Source organism: Allobosea sp. NPDC055594, assembly GCF_053618995.1.
In genome coordinates this window covers 41,828-58,797 of sequence record NZ_JBSHIO010000018.1, presented here as the reverse complement: position 1 = coordinate 58,797, position 16,970 = coordinate 41,828, and the positions used below count along the sequence as shown (strand labels likewise).

Annotated in this window: 17 protein-coding genes; 12 read left to right on the top strand and 5 right to left on the bottom strand. The window is 67.0% G+C overall.

Translation table 11 applies throughout. The annotated features are described in order from the left end of the window. Positions 1–338: 338 nt before the first annotated feature. The 5 genes from rpsU (at position 339) to ACWGRX_RS23985 (ending at position 4,513) form a co-directional block, all read left to right on the top strand. On the top strand, positions 339–602 hold the full coding sequence (gene rpsU, locus ACWGRX_RS24005) for a 30S ribosomal protein S21 (protein WP_291638983.1): 264 nt from the start codon (positions 339–341) through the stop codon (positions 600–602). Positions 603–688: 86 nt separating this feature from the next. Then, positions 689–1,066: a DUF6481 family protein gene (locus tag ACWGRX_RS24000; protein ID WP_291638984.1), complete on the top strand. Its 378-nt coding sequence runs from the start codon at positions 689–691 to the stop codon at positions 1,064–1,066. 316 nt (positions 1,067–1,382) lie between these two features. Then, positions 1,383–2,498 (top strand): TRAP transporter substrate-binding protein, encoded by a 1,116-nt coding sequence (locus ACWGRX_RS23995; RefSeq protein WP_452119618.1) that lies wholly within the window; start codon positions 1,383–1,385, stop codon positions 2,496–2,498. Positions 2,499–2,588: 90 nt separating this feature from the next. Beyond that, positions 2,589–3,182 carry a TRAP transporter small permease subunit gene (locus ACWGRX_RS23990; protein ID WP_291638986.1) on the top strand — a complete coding sequence of 198 codons (594 nt, stop codon included), beginning with the start codon at positions 2,589–2,591 and terminating at the stop codon, positions 3,180–3,182. Positions 3,183–3,193: 11 nt separating this feature from the next. Next, positions 3,194–4,513 carry a TRAP transporter large permease gene (locus ACWGRX_RS23985; protein WP_291648596.1) on the top strand — a complete coding sequence of 440 codons (1,320 nt, stop codon included), beginning with the start codon at positions 3,194–3,196 and terminating at the stop codon, positions 4,511–4,513. A gap of 3 nt (positions 4,514–4,516) precedes the next feature. Here the strand turns inward: ACWGRX_RS23985 and ACWGRX_RS23980 are convergent, their stop codons facing one another. Beyond that, positions 4,517–5,035 carry a hypothetical protein gene (locus ACWGRX_RS23980; protein WP_452119617.1) on the bottom strand — a complete coding sequence of 173 codons (519 nt, stop codon included), beginning with the start codon at positions 5,033–5,035 and terminating at the stop codon, positions 4,517–4,519. Between the two features lie 212 nt (positions 5,036–5,247). Here ACWGRX_RS23980 and ACWGRX_RS23975 point away from each other — a divergent pair, with 212 nt between their 5' ends. Next, a complete protein-coding gene (locus ACWGRX_RS23975) occupies positions 5,248–5,553 on the top strand; it encodes a hypothetical protein (protein ID WP_452119616.1) in 306 nt (101 codons plus the stop codon). Positions 5,554–5,706: 153 nt separating this feature from the next. Here the strand turns inward: ACWGRX_RS23975 and ACWGRX_RS23970 are convergent, their stop codons facing one another. Then, positions 5,707–7,131, bottom strand: a complete 1,425-nt coding sequence (locus tag ACWGRX_RS23970; protein ID WP_452119615.1) for a M20 family metallopeptidase — start codon at positions 7,129–7,131, stop codon at positions 5,707–5,709. 141 nt (positions 7,132–7,272) lie between these two features. On the opposite strand from ACWGRX_RS23970, the gene ACWGRX_RS23965 reads away from it, so the two are divergent. Continuing rightward, positions 7,273–8,427, top strand: a complete 1,155-nt coding sequence (locus ACWGRX_RS23965) for a glycosyltransferase family 4 protein (RefSeq protein WP_452119614.1) — start codon at positions 7,273–7,275, stop codon at positions 8,425–8,427. Further along, positions 8,424–9,092, top strand: a complete 669-nt coding sequence (locus ACWGRX_RS23960; RefSeq protein ID WP_452119613.1) for a class I SAM-dependent methyltransferase — start codon at positions 8,424–8,426, stop codon at positions 9,090–9,092. The genes ACWGRX_RS23965 and ACWGRX_RS23960 overlap by 4 nt, the downstream gene beginning before the upstream one ends. 18 nt (positions 9,093–9,110) lie before the next feature. On the opposite strand, the gene ACWGRX_RS23955 is transcribed toward ACWGRX_RS23960, so the two are convergent. Beyond that, positions 9,111–10,178 (bottom strand): patatin-like phospholipase family protein, encoded by a 1,068-nt coding sequence (locus ACWGRX_RS23955; RefSeq protein WP_452119612.1) that lies wholly within the window; start codon positions 10,176–10,178, stop codon positions 9,111–9,113. Then, positions 10,175–10,960 carry a 3-hydroxybutyrate dehydrogenase gene (locus ACWGRX_RS23950; protein ID WP_291638993.1) on the bottom strand — a complete coding sequence of 262 codons (786 nt, stop codon included), beginning with the start codon at positions 10,958–10,960 and terminating at the stop codon, positions 10,175–10,177. The genes ACWGRX_RS23955 and ACWGRX_RS23950 overlap by 4 nt, the downstream gene beginning before the upstream one ends. A 127-nt stretch (positions 10,961–11,087) precedes the next feature. On the opposite strand from ACWGRX_RS23950, the gene ACWGRX_RS23945 reads away from it, so the two are divergent. The 3 genes from ACWGRX_RS23945 (at position 11,088) to ACWGRX_RS23935 (ending at position 15,067) form a co-directional block, all read left to right on the top strand. After that, positions 11,088–11,618 carry a transcriptional repressor gene (locus ACWGRX_RS23945; RefSeq protein ID WP_452119611.1) on the top strand — a complete coding sequence of 177 codons (531 nt, stop codon included), beginning with the start codon at positions 11,088–11,090 and terminating at the stop codon, positions 11,616–11,618. A 69-nt stretch (positions 11,619–11,687) separates the two neighbouring features. Next, a complete protein-coding gene (ispG, locus tag ACWGRX_RS23940; RefSeq protein ID WP_452119610.1) occupies positions 11,688–12,974 on the top strand; it encodes a flavodoxin-dependent (E)-4-hydroxy-3-methylbut-2-enyl-diphosphate synthase in 1,287 nt (428 codons plus the stop codon). Positions 12,975–13,081: 107 nt separating this feature from the next. Further along, positions 13,082–15,067: a potassium transporter Kup gene (locus tag ACWGRX_RS23935; RefSeq protein ID WP_452119609.1), complete on the top strand. Its 1,986-nt coding sequence runs from the start codon at positions 13,082–13,084 to the stop codon at positions 15,065–15,067. A gap of 48 nt (positions 15,068–15,115) precedes the next feature. Here ACWGRX_RS23935 and ACWGRX_RS23930 read toward each other — a convergent pair whose 3' ends face one another. Next, positions 15,116–16,066 carry a polyprenyl synthetase family protein gene (locus tag ACWGRX_RS23930; protein WP_452119608.1) on the bottom strand — a complete coding sequence of 317 codons (951 nt, stop codon included), beginning with the start codon at positions 16,064–16,066 and terminating at the stop codon, positions 15,116–15,118. Positions 16,067–16,150: 84 nt separating this feature from the next. Between ACWGRX_RS23930 and mtgA the strand changes: the two genes are divergently transcribed. Beyond that, entirely contained in the window at positions 16,151–16,924 is a 774-nt protein-coding gene (gene mtgA, locus ACWGRX_RS23925) for a monofunctional biosynthetic peptidoglycan transglycosylase (RefSeq protein WP_452119607.1), read from the top strand. The last annotated feature ends 46 nt before the right edge of the window (positions 16,925–16,970 follow it).

Here is a 16,970-nt window from a genome sequence, read left to right as displayed (position 1 = left end):
CCCGCTCAGCATGCCGCAGCCGGGTCCGCCGGAGGGCGGGCGGGCTGGTCGGGCAGCCGGGTCCGGGCGGAGTAATCCAGCGCGAACAAGGGTTTCGCCCTTAGACGTCCGTGTGTCGCGGACGCTGCGTCACCCGGTGCTGGCGGCGCCGATCCGGCGGGTCGTGGCGCCTCCGCTGAGCTCCTTCCGGGGCGAAGCTTGCAAAAAAGGCGGCTAATTGCCACTTCCAGTGAAGGATGGACTGGCGTTTGCGGTCTTAGTCTGCTACCGCACCGCGCAGATCGCGGGCCTGCCGACTGCTTGGCCCCTCCAATCCAGTCTCTTGTCAGGAGCAATGCATGCAGGTTCTCGTGCGCGACAACAATGTCGACCAGGCCCTCCGAGTTCTGAAGAAGAAGATGCAGCGCGAGGGCGTGTTTCGCGAGATGAAGCGCCGGGCCGCCTATGAGAAGCCGTCGGAGCAGCGCGTCCGCGAGAAGGCCGACGCCGTTCGTCGCGCTCGCAAGCTCGCCCGCAAGCAGGCTCAGCGCGAAGGCCTGATCGCCGCGCCGAAGCCGAAGGTGCCGCGGCCCCGCCCTGGCGTCGCAGCCGCCCCGCGTTGATCTCAGTACAAATCTCCCGCGATTTGCCGTAAGCGGCTCCCGCCTACGGCAGCCTCGCCCCGTGTAAGCAAAAGAGAAGCGAAACCTTGAAGAATCCGAACGACCGCCATTTCACTGATCGCCAGGCCAATTCCGCGAATGCGAAGAAGGCCCTGCTGGAGCGCTTCAAGGCGCGCCCCGGCCCGGACGATCCCGTGATGGTGCAGCGTCGGGCCGAGCGCGAGGCGATCGCGGTGGCGCGGGCCGAGCGCGAGGCCAAGAAGGAGGCCGAGCGCCTGGAGCTGGAGCGTCTGGCGGCGATCGAGCGGGCTGCCCGCGAGGAGGCCGAGCGCATCGCCGAGGCCGAGCGCGAGGCGATCCGCAAGGCCGAGCAGGCGAAGCGCGATGCGGAGCGTCCGCGCCGCGTCCTGCTCGAGGCCGTCCAGTACATGGAAATGCGCGTCGCCGGCAAAGGTCGTCGCTGAGTTAGCGCTCTCGCCGCTGAGGCGGCGTCGCCTCGAAAGTTTCATGAAAAAGACCCGTCCGGCCGAGCCGGGCGGGTCTTTTTCATGGTGAGGACCTGTAGGATTTCTTTGCGCGTCTCGGATGTGCCCTGCAGTAAAACATGCGCCCGAGGTGTTTTGTTTCCGCGTGGGAACAGCACTCATTCCCCGGCGGCTTTAGTCCTTCGACTAATTTCCCCTTGCCTTACGCTCTAGACCACGAAACTCTGGTCTCAGGCCATCAGAGCCGCAATCAAATGCACGCCGGTCGAACGGCGCAGCTTCTGGGGAGAGAACCATGACTTCCGAACCGACGAAGACGCGCGCCAGCCGGCGCAACTTCCTCAAGGTCGCCGGGCTTGCCGGGGCAGGCGCGGTCGCCATGCCCCAGGTCAGCCGGGCGCAGACGGTCACCTGGAAATTCCAGTCGACCTGGCCGACCAAGGACATCTTCCACGAATTCGCCGGCGACTTCGCCAAGCGCGTCAACGACATGTCCGGCGGCCGGCTGAAGCTGGACGTGCTCGCCGCCGGTGCGGTCGTGCCGGCCTTCCAGATGCAGGACGCTGTCGCCGCCGGTATCCTCGATGGCGGCCACGGCGTCTCGGCCTATTGGTATGGCAAGAACAAGGCCTTTTCGCTGTTCGGCACGCCGCCGGCGCTGGGCTGGGACGCCACCAACTTCCTTGGCTGGATGAATTATGGCGGCGGCTACGATCTCTACAACGACCTCGTCCAGAACCAGCTCAAGCTCAATCTGGTCGGTTTCTTCTCGGGGCCGATGCCGTGCCAGCCGCTGGGCTGGTTCAAGAAGGAGCTGAAGACCGCCGACGACTTCAAGGGCCTCAAGTACCGCACCGTCGGGCTCGCGGCCGATCTGAAGCGCGAGATGGGGGCCGCGGTCACCATCCTTGCCGGCGGCGAGATCGTACCGGCGCTGGAGCGTGGCGTGATCGACGGGGCGGAATTCAACAACCCGTCCTCCGACTCGATCCTCGGCTTCCAGGACGTCGCCAAGGTCTACATGCTGCAGAGCTACCATCAGGCGGCGGAGAGCTTCGAGCTGCTCTTCAACAAGACCAAGTTCGACGCGCTCGCGCCCGAGCTGAAAGCGATGGTCAAGTTCGCGGCCGAGGCCGCGTCCTCCGATATGAACTGGAAGGCGCTCGACCGCTATTCCAAGGATATCGAGGCCTTGCGCGCCAAGGGCGTCAATGTCGTTGCGACGCCGGAGGCGATCCTGAAGGCGCAGCTCGCGGCCTGGGACAAGGTGCTGGACAAGCTCGGGGGCGAGAACGCCTTCTTCAAGAAGGTGGTGGATTCCCAGAAGGACTGGGTCAAGCGCACCGTTTCCTTCCAGCGGCTCAACGAGCCCTCGCGCGACCTCGCCTTCAACCACTTCTTCAAGAGCTGATCTCGCTCGCACGATGAGAAGACACCCGCCGCCTTTCGCGGTGGCGGGTGTCCTGTGCCCGGTTTTGCAAGCAGCAGGCAGCGGATACGCATGGGACTGATCCTGGCGATCGACAAAGTGAACACAGCCATCGGCAAGCTCGCCGGCTGGACCATTCTGATCCTGACATTGGCGATCAGCTATGAGGTCTTCGCCCGCTACGTGCTGCGCGCGCCGACCGAATGGGCCTTCGATGTCAGCTACATCCTCTACGGCACCTTGTTCATGCTGGCCGGACCCTATGCGCTCGCCCGCAACGCCCATGTCCGCGGCGATTTCCTCTATCGGGCCTGGAGCCCGCGCACCCAAGCGCGGCTCGATCTTGCCCTCTATGTCCTCTTCTTCTTCCCCGGCATCATCGCGCTGGCCTGGGCCGGATACAAATTCGCGGCCTTCTCCTGGATGATCGGCGAGCATTCCTCGAATTCGCCGAACGGCCCGCCGCTCTACCATTTCAAATCGCTGATCCCGATCGCCGGTGTGCTGATGACGGTGCAGGGCCTGGCCGAGGTCGCGCGCTGCGTCATCTGCCTGCGCACCGGCGAATGGCCGCCGCGGCTGCACGATGTCGAGGAAACCGAAAAGCTCATTCTGGAACAGGCCGCGGCCGCGCAGGACGCGCCCGACGCCGGGAAAGCGATCTGATGCTGCTTGGCATGGGTAATCCCGAACTGGGCGTGCTGATGCTCGTCCTGTTCATCGTCTTCATCATGCTCGGTTTCCCGATCGCCTTCACGCTGATGGCGCTGGGTGTCGGCTTCGGCTACTGGGCGATGGGCGACACGGTCTTCAACCTCGTCGTCCAGCGCACCTATTCGGTGATGGCCAACGACGTCCTGGTCTCGATCCCGCTCTTCATCTTCATGGGCTACATCATCGAGCGGGCGAACATCCTCGACAAGCTGTTCCACTCGATCCAGCTCGCGCTCGGCAACGTCCCCGGCTCGCTCGCCATCGCGACGCTCGCCACCTGCGCGATCTTCGCCACCGCTACCGGCATCGTCGGTGCGGTGGTGACGCTGATGGGCCTGCTGGCCTTCCCGGCGATGCTGCGGGCCGGCTACGACGTCAAGCTCTCGGCCGGCGTGGTCTGTGCCGGCGGCTGCCTCGGCATTCTGATCCCGCCCTCTGTGATGCTGATCCTCTATGGCGCGACGGCCGGCGTCTCGGTGCCCAAGCTCTATGCCGGCGCTCTGTTCCCCGGCCTGCTGCTAGCCGGCATGTACATGCTCTATGTGCTGATCCGCTGCTGGCTCAACCCGGCACTGGCGCCGAAGCTGCCGAAGGAGCAGACCGACGTGCCCTGGACCACCGTGGCCTGGGCGCTGGCGACGAGCTTCTTCCCGCTGACATTGCTGATCATGTCGGTGCTCGGCGCGATCTTCTTCGGCATCGCGACGCCGACCGAGGCCGCGGCGGTGGGCTCGCTCGGCAGCCTGATCCTCGCCGCCGCCTATCGCTCGCTGAGCTTCGGCAAGGTCAAGGATTCGGTGATCCTGACGGCGCGGACCTCGGCGATGGTCTGCTGGCTCTTCGTCGGCTCCTTCATCTTCTCGTCGATCTTCGCCATTCTCGGCGGTCACGAGCCGATCAAGAACCTGGTCACGGCGCTCAACCTGTCGCCGACCATGTTCCTGATCGTCGCGCAGATCATCATCTTCATTCTCGGCTGGCCGCTGGAATGGACCGAGATCATCGTGATCTTCGTGCCGATCTTCCTGCCGCTGCTGGAGTTCTTCAAGATCGATCCGCTGTTCTTCGGCATCCTGATCGCCTTGAACATCCAGACCTCGTTCCTGTCGCCGCCGGTGGCGATGGCGCCCTTCTATCTCAAGGGCATCGCGCCACCGCATGTCACAATCAACCAGATCTTCTCGGGCGTGATGCCCTATCTGGCCCTGGTGCTGGTGGCGATGCTGCTGGTCTATGTCTTCCCGGGCATTGCGCTCTGGCTGCCAAAATATCTCTACGGCTGAGGGTCAGCGCTCGCTGCGGCTGTCCTGGCCGCAGCGGAAGCCTGTAGCCTTCTCGTCGGCGAGGCGGCGCGCTTGCTCATTGGCGTCACTGCTGCGGCCATCGACACTGCCGATGACGCATGAGACGCCGTCCGGGCTGAGCCGGTAGACGACGAGGCGGCTACCATCGAGCCTGCCGACATTCCGGCCGGTGGCGTAGCGCAGAATCGCGGCTTGTGGCCGGCTGCCCCTGGGCCCGCGCCATTCAATGGTCCGGCCGGCTTCGAAGAAGCCCGCCTTGTCCGAGACGGTCTCGGCGATCGGCCGCGTGCTGAAATCGACCGAGGAGGAATCGTCGCCGGCGGTCCAGATCACCGGAATGCCGGCCTTGCCGGCGCAGCGATGCACCGAGACGCCCTGATCGTCGGGTCTGGCCTTCCGGCATTTACCGTAGTCATGGCTGGTGTAGCTGCTGGTCCAGCGCTCGGCGGCCGCGGCGGTGCCGAAGAGAGCCAGGCAGAGCCCGAATGTGATCGTCCTCATCGGCAGGCCCTTCTTCGGCGATGCTGCCTGCATCAAACGCCAGAGAAGGCGGAAAGCAAGTCTCGTGAGAGCGGGCCGCCGACTGTCGTCGCGAACTCGGAAAGGGCGGTCTTCGATTCTTTTTTGAGTGCCCGGCGATTCAGGTTCTGGGGCGAACAAGGCCTGATCATGGCGAATGGTTCGCCACCCGGCTACTCAATCGGAGAACGAACATGACCCGCACCAAGAAGAGCTTCGCCGCCGCCGTCGCCGCCCTGGCGCTGGGCGCTTCCGTTTTCGCCACCTCCGATGCCGAAGCCCGTCCGCGCTATCGCGGCGCAGCCATCGGTGCCGGCATCGTCGGTGCGCTGGCCGTCGGCGCCCTCGCCGCCGCGGCCGCCAGCCCCGCCTATGGCTATGGTTACGGTTATGAGCCGGCCTATGCCTACGGCCCCGTCCGCCGCTGCCATCTGGTCGATCGGGTCAACTATTACGGCGAGGTCATCGGTACCCGCCGCGTCTGCCGCACCTATTACTGAGCTTTCCCGAGGCCGTCCTCCCCGGCCAAACTTCAAGGCCCGCCAGAATGGCGGGCCTTTTTCGTGCTTGTGGCGCTGGAAACGAGCCGCACCGTCATTCCGGACTCAGGCCTTCGGCCCGCCCCGGAATGACGGCGGAGGTTCCGCGCGGAATCAGCCGCCGGTCGACATGGTCAGCGGCGGCTTCACCTCGGCGGGAATCGGCGAGACATAGCCGCCATCGGCGGCGACGCGCTTCTGGAAATCGGCCTTGGCCGCCGCCATCAAAGCAGGGTCGGTCAGCACGGCGGCGCCGGTCGCGGCCATCGCCTTGGCGACCTGGACCATCGCCTTGTGAGCGGCCGGGGTCTTGCCCTGCGCCACCACCTGCCAGGTGTGGAAGGGCGTGCCGATCGCGACCGTCGGCGCATGCGCCTGAACGGTCGGCACGACCCAGCTGACATCGCCGACATCGGTCGAGCCGATCGCCGGGTTGCGCGGGGCGTCGAGCGGCACGGTGAAGTCGGCGAGCGCCGCATCGGTCTTGGGCAGGCCGATCGAGCGCCAGAGCGCGTCGATGTCCTTCTGGGTCAACGTCGCGCGGATCTTGCGCGCGAACTCCTGGTCGGTCTCGTCGAAATGCGGCGGGCCGAGATCCTCCATGATGCCCTGAAGGGCGCTTTCCAGCGGGCCGTTGCCGACGACGTTGGAGACGGCGCTGACGATCTTCACCTCGACCTTGGTCTCGGTCATCAGCGCGGCGCCCTCGGCGATCTTCTTGACGCGGCTGACGAGCTCCAGCATGCCCGGCAGATCGCGGGCGCGGATCGAATAGCGCACGCGGGCATGGGCCTGGACGACGTTCGGCGCGATGCCGCCGGTGTCGAGCAGGGCATAGTGGACACGCGCATCGCTCGGCATGTGCTCGCGCATATAGTTGACGCCGACATTCATCAGCTCGACGGCGTCGAGCGCGCTGCGGCCGAGTTCGGGCGAGGCGGCGGCATGCGAGGTGCGGCCGGTGAAGGTGAAGTCGGCGCGGGTATTGGCGAGCGAGAGCGGCGGCGTCACCTCCCAGAAGCTGTTCGGATGCCATGAGATCGCGATATCGGCGTCCTCGAAGGCGCCGGCGCGGACCATGAAGGCCTTGGCGGCGCCGCCTTCCTCGGCCGGGCAGCCATAATAGCGCACGCGGCCGGGCAGCTTGTTCTCGGCGAGCCAGTTCTTCATCGCGGTCGCGGCTAAAAGGGCGGCCGAGCCGAGCAGGTTGTGGCCGCAGCCATGGCCATGGCCGCCGGCCTCGATCTCGCGATGCTCTGCGACGCCGGCCTCCTGGCTGAGGCCCGGCAGCGCGTCGTATTCGCCGAGGAAGGCGATGACCGGGCCGCCTTCGCCGGCTTCACCGATCACCGCGGTCGGGATGTCGGCGACGTTCTCGGTGATGCGGAAACCCTGATGCTTCAGTTCGGCGACATGCTCGGCGACCGAGCGCTTTTCAGTGTAGCACACCTCGGGGATCGCCCAGACGCGATCGCTGAGTTCGATGAAGCGCTGCTTGCTGGCGTCGACATGGCGCCAGAGATCGTTGCGGTTGTCCATTGCTGGTCTCGTTCTGCGGTGAGCTTTCGGGCCTTTGTCGCAAGCATGGGACCTCGCGTCCAGCAACTGCAAGGCATGGCAGTCCTGTCTGGGGCTATCCTTGGCGCTTGATTTTCGGGGCGGCATCAGCCTGATGCGCGCATGGCTCGCCGCAAGCTCCTTTTCGTCGCCACCGAGGACTGGTTCTTCGCCTCGCATTTCCTGCCTATGGCGCGGGCTGCGGGCGAGATGGGCTTCGACGTCGCGGTGATCGCCCGCGAACGCCAGCACCGGCGCGTGATCGAGGCGGCCGGCGCCAGGCTGATAGCGCTCGAGGCTGAGCGCCGCAGCCTGTCGCCCAAGGCGCTCTACCGGCAGGTTATGGCGCTGAAGCACCTGATCGCCGCCGAGCAGCCGGAGATTCTGCATTGCATCGCGCTGAAGCCGATCGCGCTCGCCGGGTTCGCCGGGAAGATCGCAGGGGTCGAGCGGCGGGTCTATGCGCTGACCGGGCTCGGCTTCCTCGGTGCCCGCGAGGGCGCAGTGGCGCAGGCGGCGCGGTTGGCGGCACGCTTCTGGTTGCGCGAGGCGATCGACGGGCCGCAGGTGCGCTTCCTGTTCGAGAACCCGGATGATCCGGTCATGCTGGGCCTCGATCCCGCCGATGCGACGAAGGTCGCGATCGTCGGCGGTGCCGGCGTCGATCCGCTGATCCTGATGCCGGAGCCGATGCTGCCGCAGCCGCCGCTCAAGGTCGCCGTCGTCGCCCGCATGCTCTGGTCGAAGGGGGCCGACCTCGCCGTCGAGGCGGTGACGCTGGCGCGCAAGCAGGGTGCGCGCATCGAACTCACCCTGCACGGTGCGCCCGATCCGTCCAACCCCAAGGCGGTCCCAGAAGCGACCTTGCGCGAATGGTCGTCGCGCCCCGGCATCAAATGGGCCGGGCCGACGCGCGACATCGAGGGGGTCTGGCGGGCCCATCATGTCTGCTGCCTGCCTTCGCGCGGCGGCGAGGGCCTGCCGCGCACCTTGCTCGAAGGCGCAGCCTGCGGCCGGGCGCTCTTGACCACCGACGTGCCGGGCTGCCGCAGCTTCGTGCGCGACGGCCAGGACGGTTTCGTCGTCCCGGCCAATGATGTCGCGGCCCTGACCAGGGCGCTGATGGCGCTCGCCGGCTCGCCCGGCATGGTCGAGCGCATGGGGCTGAGCGCGCGCGAGCGGCTGCTCGCCGGCTATACCGAGCGCGACGTGATGGAAGGCGTAAAGGCGCTCTATCGCGGCCTGCTCGGGCAACCGCAGGCGGATGTCGTCGCATGAGCGAGGAACTCGCGACGGAGGATCGGCTCGGCTTCATCCGCGCCCATACGCGTCTCCTGCCGGTGCCGCACGCGCCGGAGATCTCGCTGCATGTCGCCGAGGAGGCGACCGAGCTCTGGCAGAAGACCGAGGAGGAGCTCGCGACGATCGGCCTGCCGCCGCCCTTCTGGGCTTTCGCCTGGGCCGGTGGGCAGGCGCTGGCGCGCTATGTCCTCGACCATCCGGAGGTGGTGAGCGGGCGGCGCGTGCTCGATTTCGCCAGTGGCTCCGGGCTCGTCGCCATCGCTGCGGCCAAGGCCGGCGCAGCCGATGTGGCGGCAGCCGATATCGACGCCTTCGCCGCCGCGGCGATCGGCCTCAATGCCGAGGCGAACGGCGTTTCGGTCACGCCCCGGCACGAGGATCTGATCGGCCGGGACGAGGGCTGGGAAACCGTGCTCGCCGGCGATATCTGCTATGAGCGCGAGCTCGCGGGGCGGGTGATCGACTGGCTTTCAGCCCTGTCGAAACGCGGCGCGACCGTGCTGATCGGTGATCCTGGCCGCAGCTACCTGCCCAAGGACCGGCTTGTCGAGGTCGCGACCTATCAGGTTCCGGTGACGCGGGCGCTGGAGGATGCCGAGATCAAGAAGAGCTCGGTGTGGCGGCTGGCGGGCGCACCGTGACGGCGCTGCCGTTCGCTCTCAGTCGATCGCGTCCTTGAGATCGACCGTGCCCTGCTTGCCGATCGCGTCGTAATTGCGCTTGAGCCAGCGCTTGGCGGCATTGCGCCCCATATCGCGCAGGCGCAGCAGGAAATCCCATTCGGCCCTGAGGCGCGAGGAGCTGGTGAGCTGCGCCAGAGGCGCGCCGCCATCGATCCGGTGCATCAGAACGCGCTTGTAATCGGCCGTCGAAAGCTTGCCGGCATCGATCAGGCGGTTGACGAAGGCGATGGCGCGCAATTCGCGCAGGAGCGAGGCGTTGAAGGTGATCTCGTTCAGCCGGTCCTGGATGGCGCGAGCATTGGTCGGCAGCTCCTTGCGCTCGAGCGGGTTGATCTGAACCAGCAGGATGTCGTCACCCTGCGCCTCGTAGAACAGGGGGTAGAGCGCCGGGTTGCCCATATAGCCGCCGTCCCAATAGGCCTGCCCGTCGATCTCGACGGCCTGGAACAGCATCGGCAGGCAGGCCGAGGCCATCAGATGGTCGGCGGTGAGTTCCTGGCGGGTGAAGACCCTGATCTTGCCGGTACGGACATTGGTCGCGGCGATGAACAGGTTGACGTCGGCGCAGCCGCGCACCTTGTCGAAGTCGATAAGGTCCGAAATGACGCCGCGCAGCGGGTTGATGTTGAGCGGGTTGACGTCATAGGGGCTCGCCATCTTCGAGAACATCTCGAACCAGATCAGGCCGGGCGGATGGCCATTGCTCCAGGCGCCGAGCATGGTGTCGAGCAGCGAGCGCTCGGAGCCGCCATATTTGCCGTCGACGCTGATCCGGCGCCAGAAGTTCTCCAGCGCCGTGCGGGCGCCGTCGGCGCCGCCATCGAGCCAGCCCTCGGCGAGCACGACGGCGTTCATCGCACCGGCGCTGGCGCCGGTCATCGCCTCGATGGCGATCCTTCCATCGGCGAGGATCGCGTCGAGCACGCCCCAGGTGAAGGCGCCATGGGCGCCGCCACCCTGCAGGGCGAGGTTGACCGACTTCTCCGCCTTCGGCCCGGCGAGGCCCTTGACCTGGGGGACGCGGCGCTGGCGGCGGCCGGTCACGCGGCGGTCCAGCCGCCGTCCATCGGCAGGGTCGTGCCGGTGATCGACTTCGCCGCGTCGGTGCACAGGAAGACGGCGAGCGCCGCGACCTGCTCGACGGTGACGAACTGCTTGGTCGGCTGGGCGGTCAGGAGCACATCGTTGATGACCTGCTCCTTGGTCAGGCCCCGCGCCTTCATCGTGTCGGGGATCTGCTTCTCGACCAGAGGCGTCCAGACATAGCCGGGGGCGATGGCGTTGACGGTGATGCCCCTGGTCGCGACCTCGAGCGCCACCGTCTTGGTGAAGCCGGCGATGCCGTGCTTGGCGGCGACATAGGCCGATTTGAAGGGGGAGGCGACGAAGGCGTGGGCCGAGGCTGTGTTGATGATCCGGCCCCAGCCCTTCTCCTTCATCTTCGGCAGGGCGGCGCGGGTGGCGTGGAAGGCCGAGGACAGGTTGATCGCGATGATCTGGTCCCATTTCTCGAGCGGGAATTCGTCGACTGGGGCGACATGCTGGATGCCGGCATTGTTGACGAGGATATCGATGGCGCCGAATTCCTTCTCGGCCTCGGCGACCATCGCCGCGATCTCGTCGGGCTTCATCATATTGGCCGCGGAATAGCGCGCCTTGACCTTGAACTCGGTCTCGATGCCGGCCCGTTCCTTCTCGATCGCGGCGGCATCGCCGAAGCCATTGATCACGACATTGGCGCCCTCCGCGGCGAGTGCGCGGGCATAGGCGAGGCCGATGCCGGAGGTGGAGCCGGTGACGAGCGCGGTGCGGTCTTTGAGGAACATTGCGGGCGGCTCCTGACAAGGGGCGGGGAATTGCTTAGCTTACAGGCGGCGAGGGCGGCCGCGCCAGTCGGCGAGACTTGGTCGCCGGACGGTGCCTTATGTGATATTGCAACGCAACATGACAAAAATGCAGCCAGATGCGCACGATCACAGCCATGAGCACGCCCATGCCGAGGGCGGCTGCCGGCATGCGCACGACCATGCCGGCCAGGCCGAGGCGGGGCTGGCCCGGGCGGAGGCGGTGTGCAGCGAGCGCGGCCTGCGGCTGACGCCGATCCGGCGCAAGACGCTCGAGGCGCTCTATGCCGACCACCGCCCAGTCGGCGCCTATGATCTCGCCGACCGGATTTCGCCGCCGGGCGGGCGCCGGCTGGCGCCGATCTCGATCTATCGCGCCCTCGACTTCTTGGTCGAGCAGGGCTTCGTGCACCGTCTGAGTTCGCGCAACGCCTTCATCGCCTGCCCGCACGGCCATGGCGCCGACGAGGCGGTCGCCTTCCTGATCTGCGAGGTCTGCGGCGGGGTCGACGAGGATGCCTCGCCCGCCATGCGCGGCGCGATCCGCGGCATGGCGCAGGCCCGGCAGTTCAAGCCTTCCTATCAGGTCGTGGAGATCGTCGGACGCTGTGAGCATTGTCGTCATGCCGACGCTGCTTGACGATTTTCCTTCAAGGGCGCAGTTCAGCCGCAGTGAACCGTTCCCGGCCCTGAAATCCGGACCTTCTTCATGACCGAGCCGCTCCAGATCTGCCTGCCCGAAGGTCCGCATGCCGCGCCCGCGCCGCGGGCGGGCACGGTCCCGGTCATGGTCGGGCACGTCAAGGTCGGCGGTGGCGCGCCGATCGTCGTGCAATCGATGACCAATACCGACACCGCCGACATCCCGGCGACGGTCGGCCAGGTCGCGGCGCTGGCGCGGGCCGGCTCCGAGCTGGTGCGGATCACGGTCGACCGCGACGAGGCGGCGGCGGCGGTGCCGCATATCCGAGAGCGGCTCGACATTCTCGGCATCGACGTGCCGCTGATCGGTGATTTCCACTATATCGGGCACAAGCTGCTGGCCGATCACCCGGCCTGCGCGCAGGCGCTGGCGAAATACCGGATCAACCCCGGCAATGTCGGCTTCAAGGACAAGAAGGACCGGCAGTTCGGCCAGATCGTCGAGCTCGCGATCAAACACGGCAAGAGCGTGCGCATCGGCGCCAATTGGGGCTCGCTCGACCAGGAGCTGCTGACCGGGCTGATGGACATCAATGCGAGGTCGCCGCGGCCGATTGATGCGCGCGCCGTGATGCGCGAGGCGATGGTGCGTTCGGCGCTGTTCTCGGCGGAGCGCGCCGAGGAGATCGGGCTCGGGCGCGACCGGATCATCCTCTCGGCCAAGGTCTCGGGCGTGCAGGACCTGATCGCGGTCTACCGGATGCTGGCCTCGCGCGGCGACTACGCCATCCATCTCGGCCTGACCGAGGCGGGCATGGGCTCCAAGGGGCTGGTCGCTTCCTCGGCGGCGCTCGGCGTGCTGCTGCAGGACGGCATCGGCGACACGATCCGCTTCTCGCTGACGCCGGAGCCGGGCGGAGACCGCACGCTCGAGGTCAAGGCCTCGCAGGAGCTGCTGCAGACCATGGGCTTCAGGGCCTTCGTGCCGCAGGTCGCCGCCTGTCCGGGCTGCGGGCGCACGACCTCGACGGTTTTCCAGGAGCTGGCGCGGGACATCCAGGACTGGATCGCCGCTTCGATGCCCGAGTGGAAACTGCGCTATCCCGGCGTCGAGGAGCTGAACGTCGCGGTGATGGGCTGCATCGTCAACGGCCCCGGCGAATCCAAGCATGCCGATATCGGCATCTCGCTGCCCGGCACGGGCGAGGCGCCGACCGCACCGGTCTTCGTCGATGGCAAGAAGGTCACGACCCTGCGCGGCGCCAACATCGCGACCGAGTTCAAGACCATGGTCGACGAGTATATCGGCCGGCGCTACGGGCAGGCCTATGAGTTGCGCAAGGCGGCGGAATAGCCGCGAGCCGACTGTGGCTTTGCTGGGCTTGCGCCTAGGCGGGCGAGACGGGCTGTGCTAGAGGCCCCGGCCTTTCGCTGCATCGCAGCATCCGCGGAGCGTCCCTGATGGGTCATGACCAGCAGAATCCGGCCCCTGCCAAGCCGGACGGGGACCGTTTCGGGCTCGAAGAGCCGGTAAATGGCGGGCATTCCTCGCATAGCTATGCGGCGCTGGCGCTCGGCGCGCTCGGCGTGGTTTTTGGCGATATCGGCACCAGTCCGCTCTATGCGTTGCGCGAGACGATCCTGGCCGCGACCGGCGCCGCCTCCGGCGGCCATGGCGGTGCGGTCGACGTCACGCTCGCCGGCCCGCTGCCGCGCGAGGTCATCCTCGGCGTGCTCTCGCTGATCCTGTGGTCGCTGGTCAGCGTCGTGACGCTGAAATATGTCGTGCTGCTGCTGCGGGCCGACAATAACGGCGAGGGCGGCACGCTGACCCTGGTCGCGCTGGCGCAGCGTGCGCTCGGCCGGTCCCGCGGTGGCGTGGTGCTATTCCTCGGCATGGCGGGGGCGGCGCTGTTCTATGGCGATGCGGTGATCACCCCGGCGATCTCGGTGCTCTCGGCGATCGAGGGCATCAAGCTGGTGACGCCGGTGCTCGACGATTATGTCGTGAGCATCGCCTCAGTGATCATGATCGCGCTCTTCCTGGTGCAGAGCCGCGGCACGGCCAAGGTCGCGAATTTCTTCGGTCCGGTGATGACGCTCTGGTTCCTGACCCTGGGTGGGCTCGGAATCTACCATATTTCCGACGATCTCGGGGTCTTGGCCTCGATCAATCCCTATCATGGCCTGCGCTTCTTCGTCGACCATCCGGGCCTGTCGCTCGCCGTGCTCGGCACGGTCTGCTTGGCGGTGACCGGGGCGGAGGCGCTCTATGCCGATATGGGCCATTTCGGGCGCGGGCCGATCCGCGGCGCCTGGCTCTATCTGGTCTTCCCGGCGCTGTGGCTGAACTATCTCGGTCAGGGCGCGCTGATCCTCTCCGATTCCTCGGCGATCGAGAATCCGTTCTTCCGTCTGGCGCCGCAGGGCTTCACCCTGCCGCTGGTGATCATGGCGACGATCGCCACCATCATCGCCAGTCAGGCGGTGATCACCGGCGCCTTCTCGCTGACTCGGCAGGCGATCCAGCTCGGCCTGCTGCCGCGGCTCGAGATCCGGCACACCTCGGAACATACCTCCGGCCAGATCTTCATCCCGCGGATGAACACGCTGCTGCTGCTGACGGTGCTGCTGCTGATCTGGACCTTCAGGACCTCCTCCAATCTCTCGCACGCCTATGGCATCTCGGTGTTCGGCGCGATGGCGGTGGATTCGCTGCTCGCCTTCATCGTGATCTGGCGGGGCTGGCGCTGGAGCCTGCTGGCGACCTCGCTGGTGCTGGTGCCGTTCCTGCTGATCGACATCGCCTTCTTCTCCGCCAATCTGCTTAAGCTGTTCAGCGGCGGCTATGTCCCGGTGCTGTTCGCGATCGCGCTGACCGTGCTGATGTGGACCTGGGTGCGCGGCACGCGGATCCTGTTCGACAAGACGCGCAAGACCGACGTGCCCCTGCTCGAACTGGTCGGCATGCTGACCAAGAGCCCGCCTTACCGGGTCAAGGGCATGGCGGTGTTCCTGACCAGCGATCCAGAGACGGCGCCGGCCTCGCTGCTGCACAACCTCAAGCACAACAAGGTGCTGCACGAGCGCAACGTGATCCTGACCGTGCGCTCGGCCGATACGCCGCGCGTCGCCGAGAGCGAGCGGGTCAGGCTGTCGCGGATCACCGAGGATTTCTGGCGGGTCGAGATGGTCTACGGCTATATGGAGAGCCCGAACATTCCCAAGGGGCTCGCCATCCTGCGCAAGCAGGGCTTCAAGTTCGACATCATGTCGACCTCGTTCTTCCTGTCGCGCCGCTCGATCAAGGCCTCGCCGAATTCGGGCATGCCGGTCTGGCAGGATAATCTCTTCATCGGCCTGACTAAGAGCGCGACCGACGCCACCAACTTCTTCCAGATCCCGACGGGACGCGTGGTCGAGGTCGGTACGCAGGTCACGGTCTGAGCGGGGCGAGCCTCGTCGCGGCGTGGCGCCCGCCCGGGCAGGGCGGGCTCAGCTCTTGCGGTTGGCGGCGAAGCGCGCCGCCGCCCGCAGCATCGCCGCCTCCGGCCCGAACTCGGTCAGCGCCGCCACGGCCGCCTCGCTGAAGCGATCGCGTTCGCGCTTGGCCGCTTCGAGGCCGAGCGCGGCGACCAGCGTCGCCTTGCCCCTGGCATCGTCCTTGGCGGTCGCCTTGCCCATCTGCTCAGGGCTGGCCTCGATATCGAGAATGTCGTCGGCGACCTGGAAGGCCGCTCCGAGCGCCCGGCCGTAATCCGTCAGCGCTGTCATGCTTTCAGCATCGGCGTGTCCGAGACGGGCGCCGAGCGCGACGCTCGCCGCCAGCAGCGCGCCGGTCTTCATCGCCTGCAGGCGCAGGATCGCGGCCTCGCCGAGGCGCGCAGGCGCGCCTTCCGCCGGAAAGCGCCCTTCGGCCGCCAGATCGAGCATCTGGCCACCGACCATGCCGCCGGCACCGAGCGCGCGCGATAGCATCAGCACCAATGCAGCGCGCGTCTCGCCGTGGCGATGCGTGGCGGGGTCAGAGAGGACGTCGAAGGCGAGCGTCAGCAGGCTGTCGCCGGCGAGGATCGCCGTCGCCTCGTCATAGGCCTTGTGCACGGTCGGCCGGCCGCGGCGGATGTCGTCATCATCCATGGCCGGCAGGTCGTCATGGACCAGCGAATAGCAATGGGCGAGCTCGACGGCCGCGCCGGCACGCAGGGCCTGCGCGCGATCGACACCGAAGATGCGGGCGGTCTCGGCGACCAGGAAGGGGCGCAGGCGCTTGCCGCCGCCGAGCGCGCCATGACGCATCGCCGCCAGCAGACGCGCCGGCCGATGGATCTCGCCGGCCTCCGGCTCATCGCGCAGCAGGCTGGCGAGCAGCGCCTCGATGGCATCGGCGGTCTCGGCCAGGCCGGCGGCAAGAGCCTCCTCGGAGGCGGTCTTTGCGGAACTCATCAGGCCCTCTCGCGTTCGCTTGCCGGGCCGGTGCCCAGCGTTTTGGGGCTTGCAGGAGGCGGGCTTCATCGTCAAGCGTGGGGCATGACAGGAATGGCAGGCAATCCGGGACCGAAGCGCAACGGCCTCGCGACGCGAATCATCCGCATCCTGACGATGACCATGCTGGCTCTGGCGATCAGCTTCGGCGTGGCGCTCGTGCTCTACCGCTTCGTTCCGGCGCCATCGACACTGATGCTCGGGCGCTGGCTGAGTTTTCGCGAGGTGAATCGCGACTGGGTACCGCTGGAACAGATCTCGCCGCATCTGGTCCGTGCCGTGATCGCCTCCGAGGATCAGCGCTTCTGCAGCCATGCAGGCGTCGACTGGGGCGAGCTCAATGCCGTGCTTCAGGACGAGGACGGGCCGAGCCGCGGCGCTTCGACGCTGACCATGCAGACCGCGAAGAACCTCTTCCTCTGGCCTGGGCGCTCCTATCTGCGCAAGGCGCTGGAGCTGCCCATCGCCCTGTCGATTGACCTCGCCTGGCCGAAGCAGCGGATCATCGAGGTCTATCTCAACATCGCCGAATGGGGCGAGGGCGTCTTCGGCGCGGAAGCAGCGGCGCAGCGCTATTTCGGCAAGCCGGCGGCGAAGCTGACGCCGGCGGAGGCGGCGCGCCTCGCCGGGGCGTTGCCCAATCCGATCCTGCGCAATCCAGGCCGGCCGAACCGCGCCCTGCAGGCCGCGGCAGGGCGCGTGCAGCGGCGCATGCAGCAGCTCGGGCCGCTCGGCGACTGTGCGCTGCCGCGCCGGAGCGCGGCGGCCTTGCCAGATTTTCGGCGGGGAGCTCTAGCCAGAGCGCGCGCAAGCGTGTAAAGGCCTGCCACCTTACGAATGTGACGTCGTCGCACAGGTCGTGCGG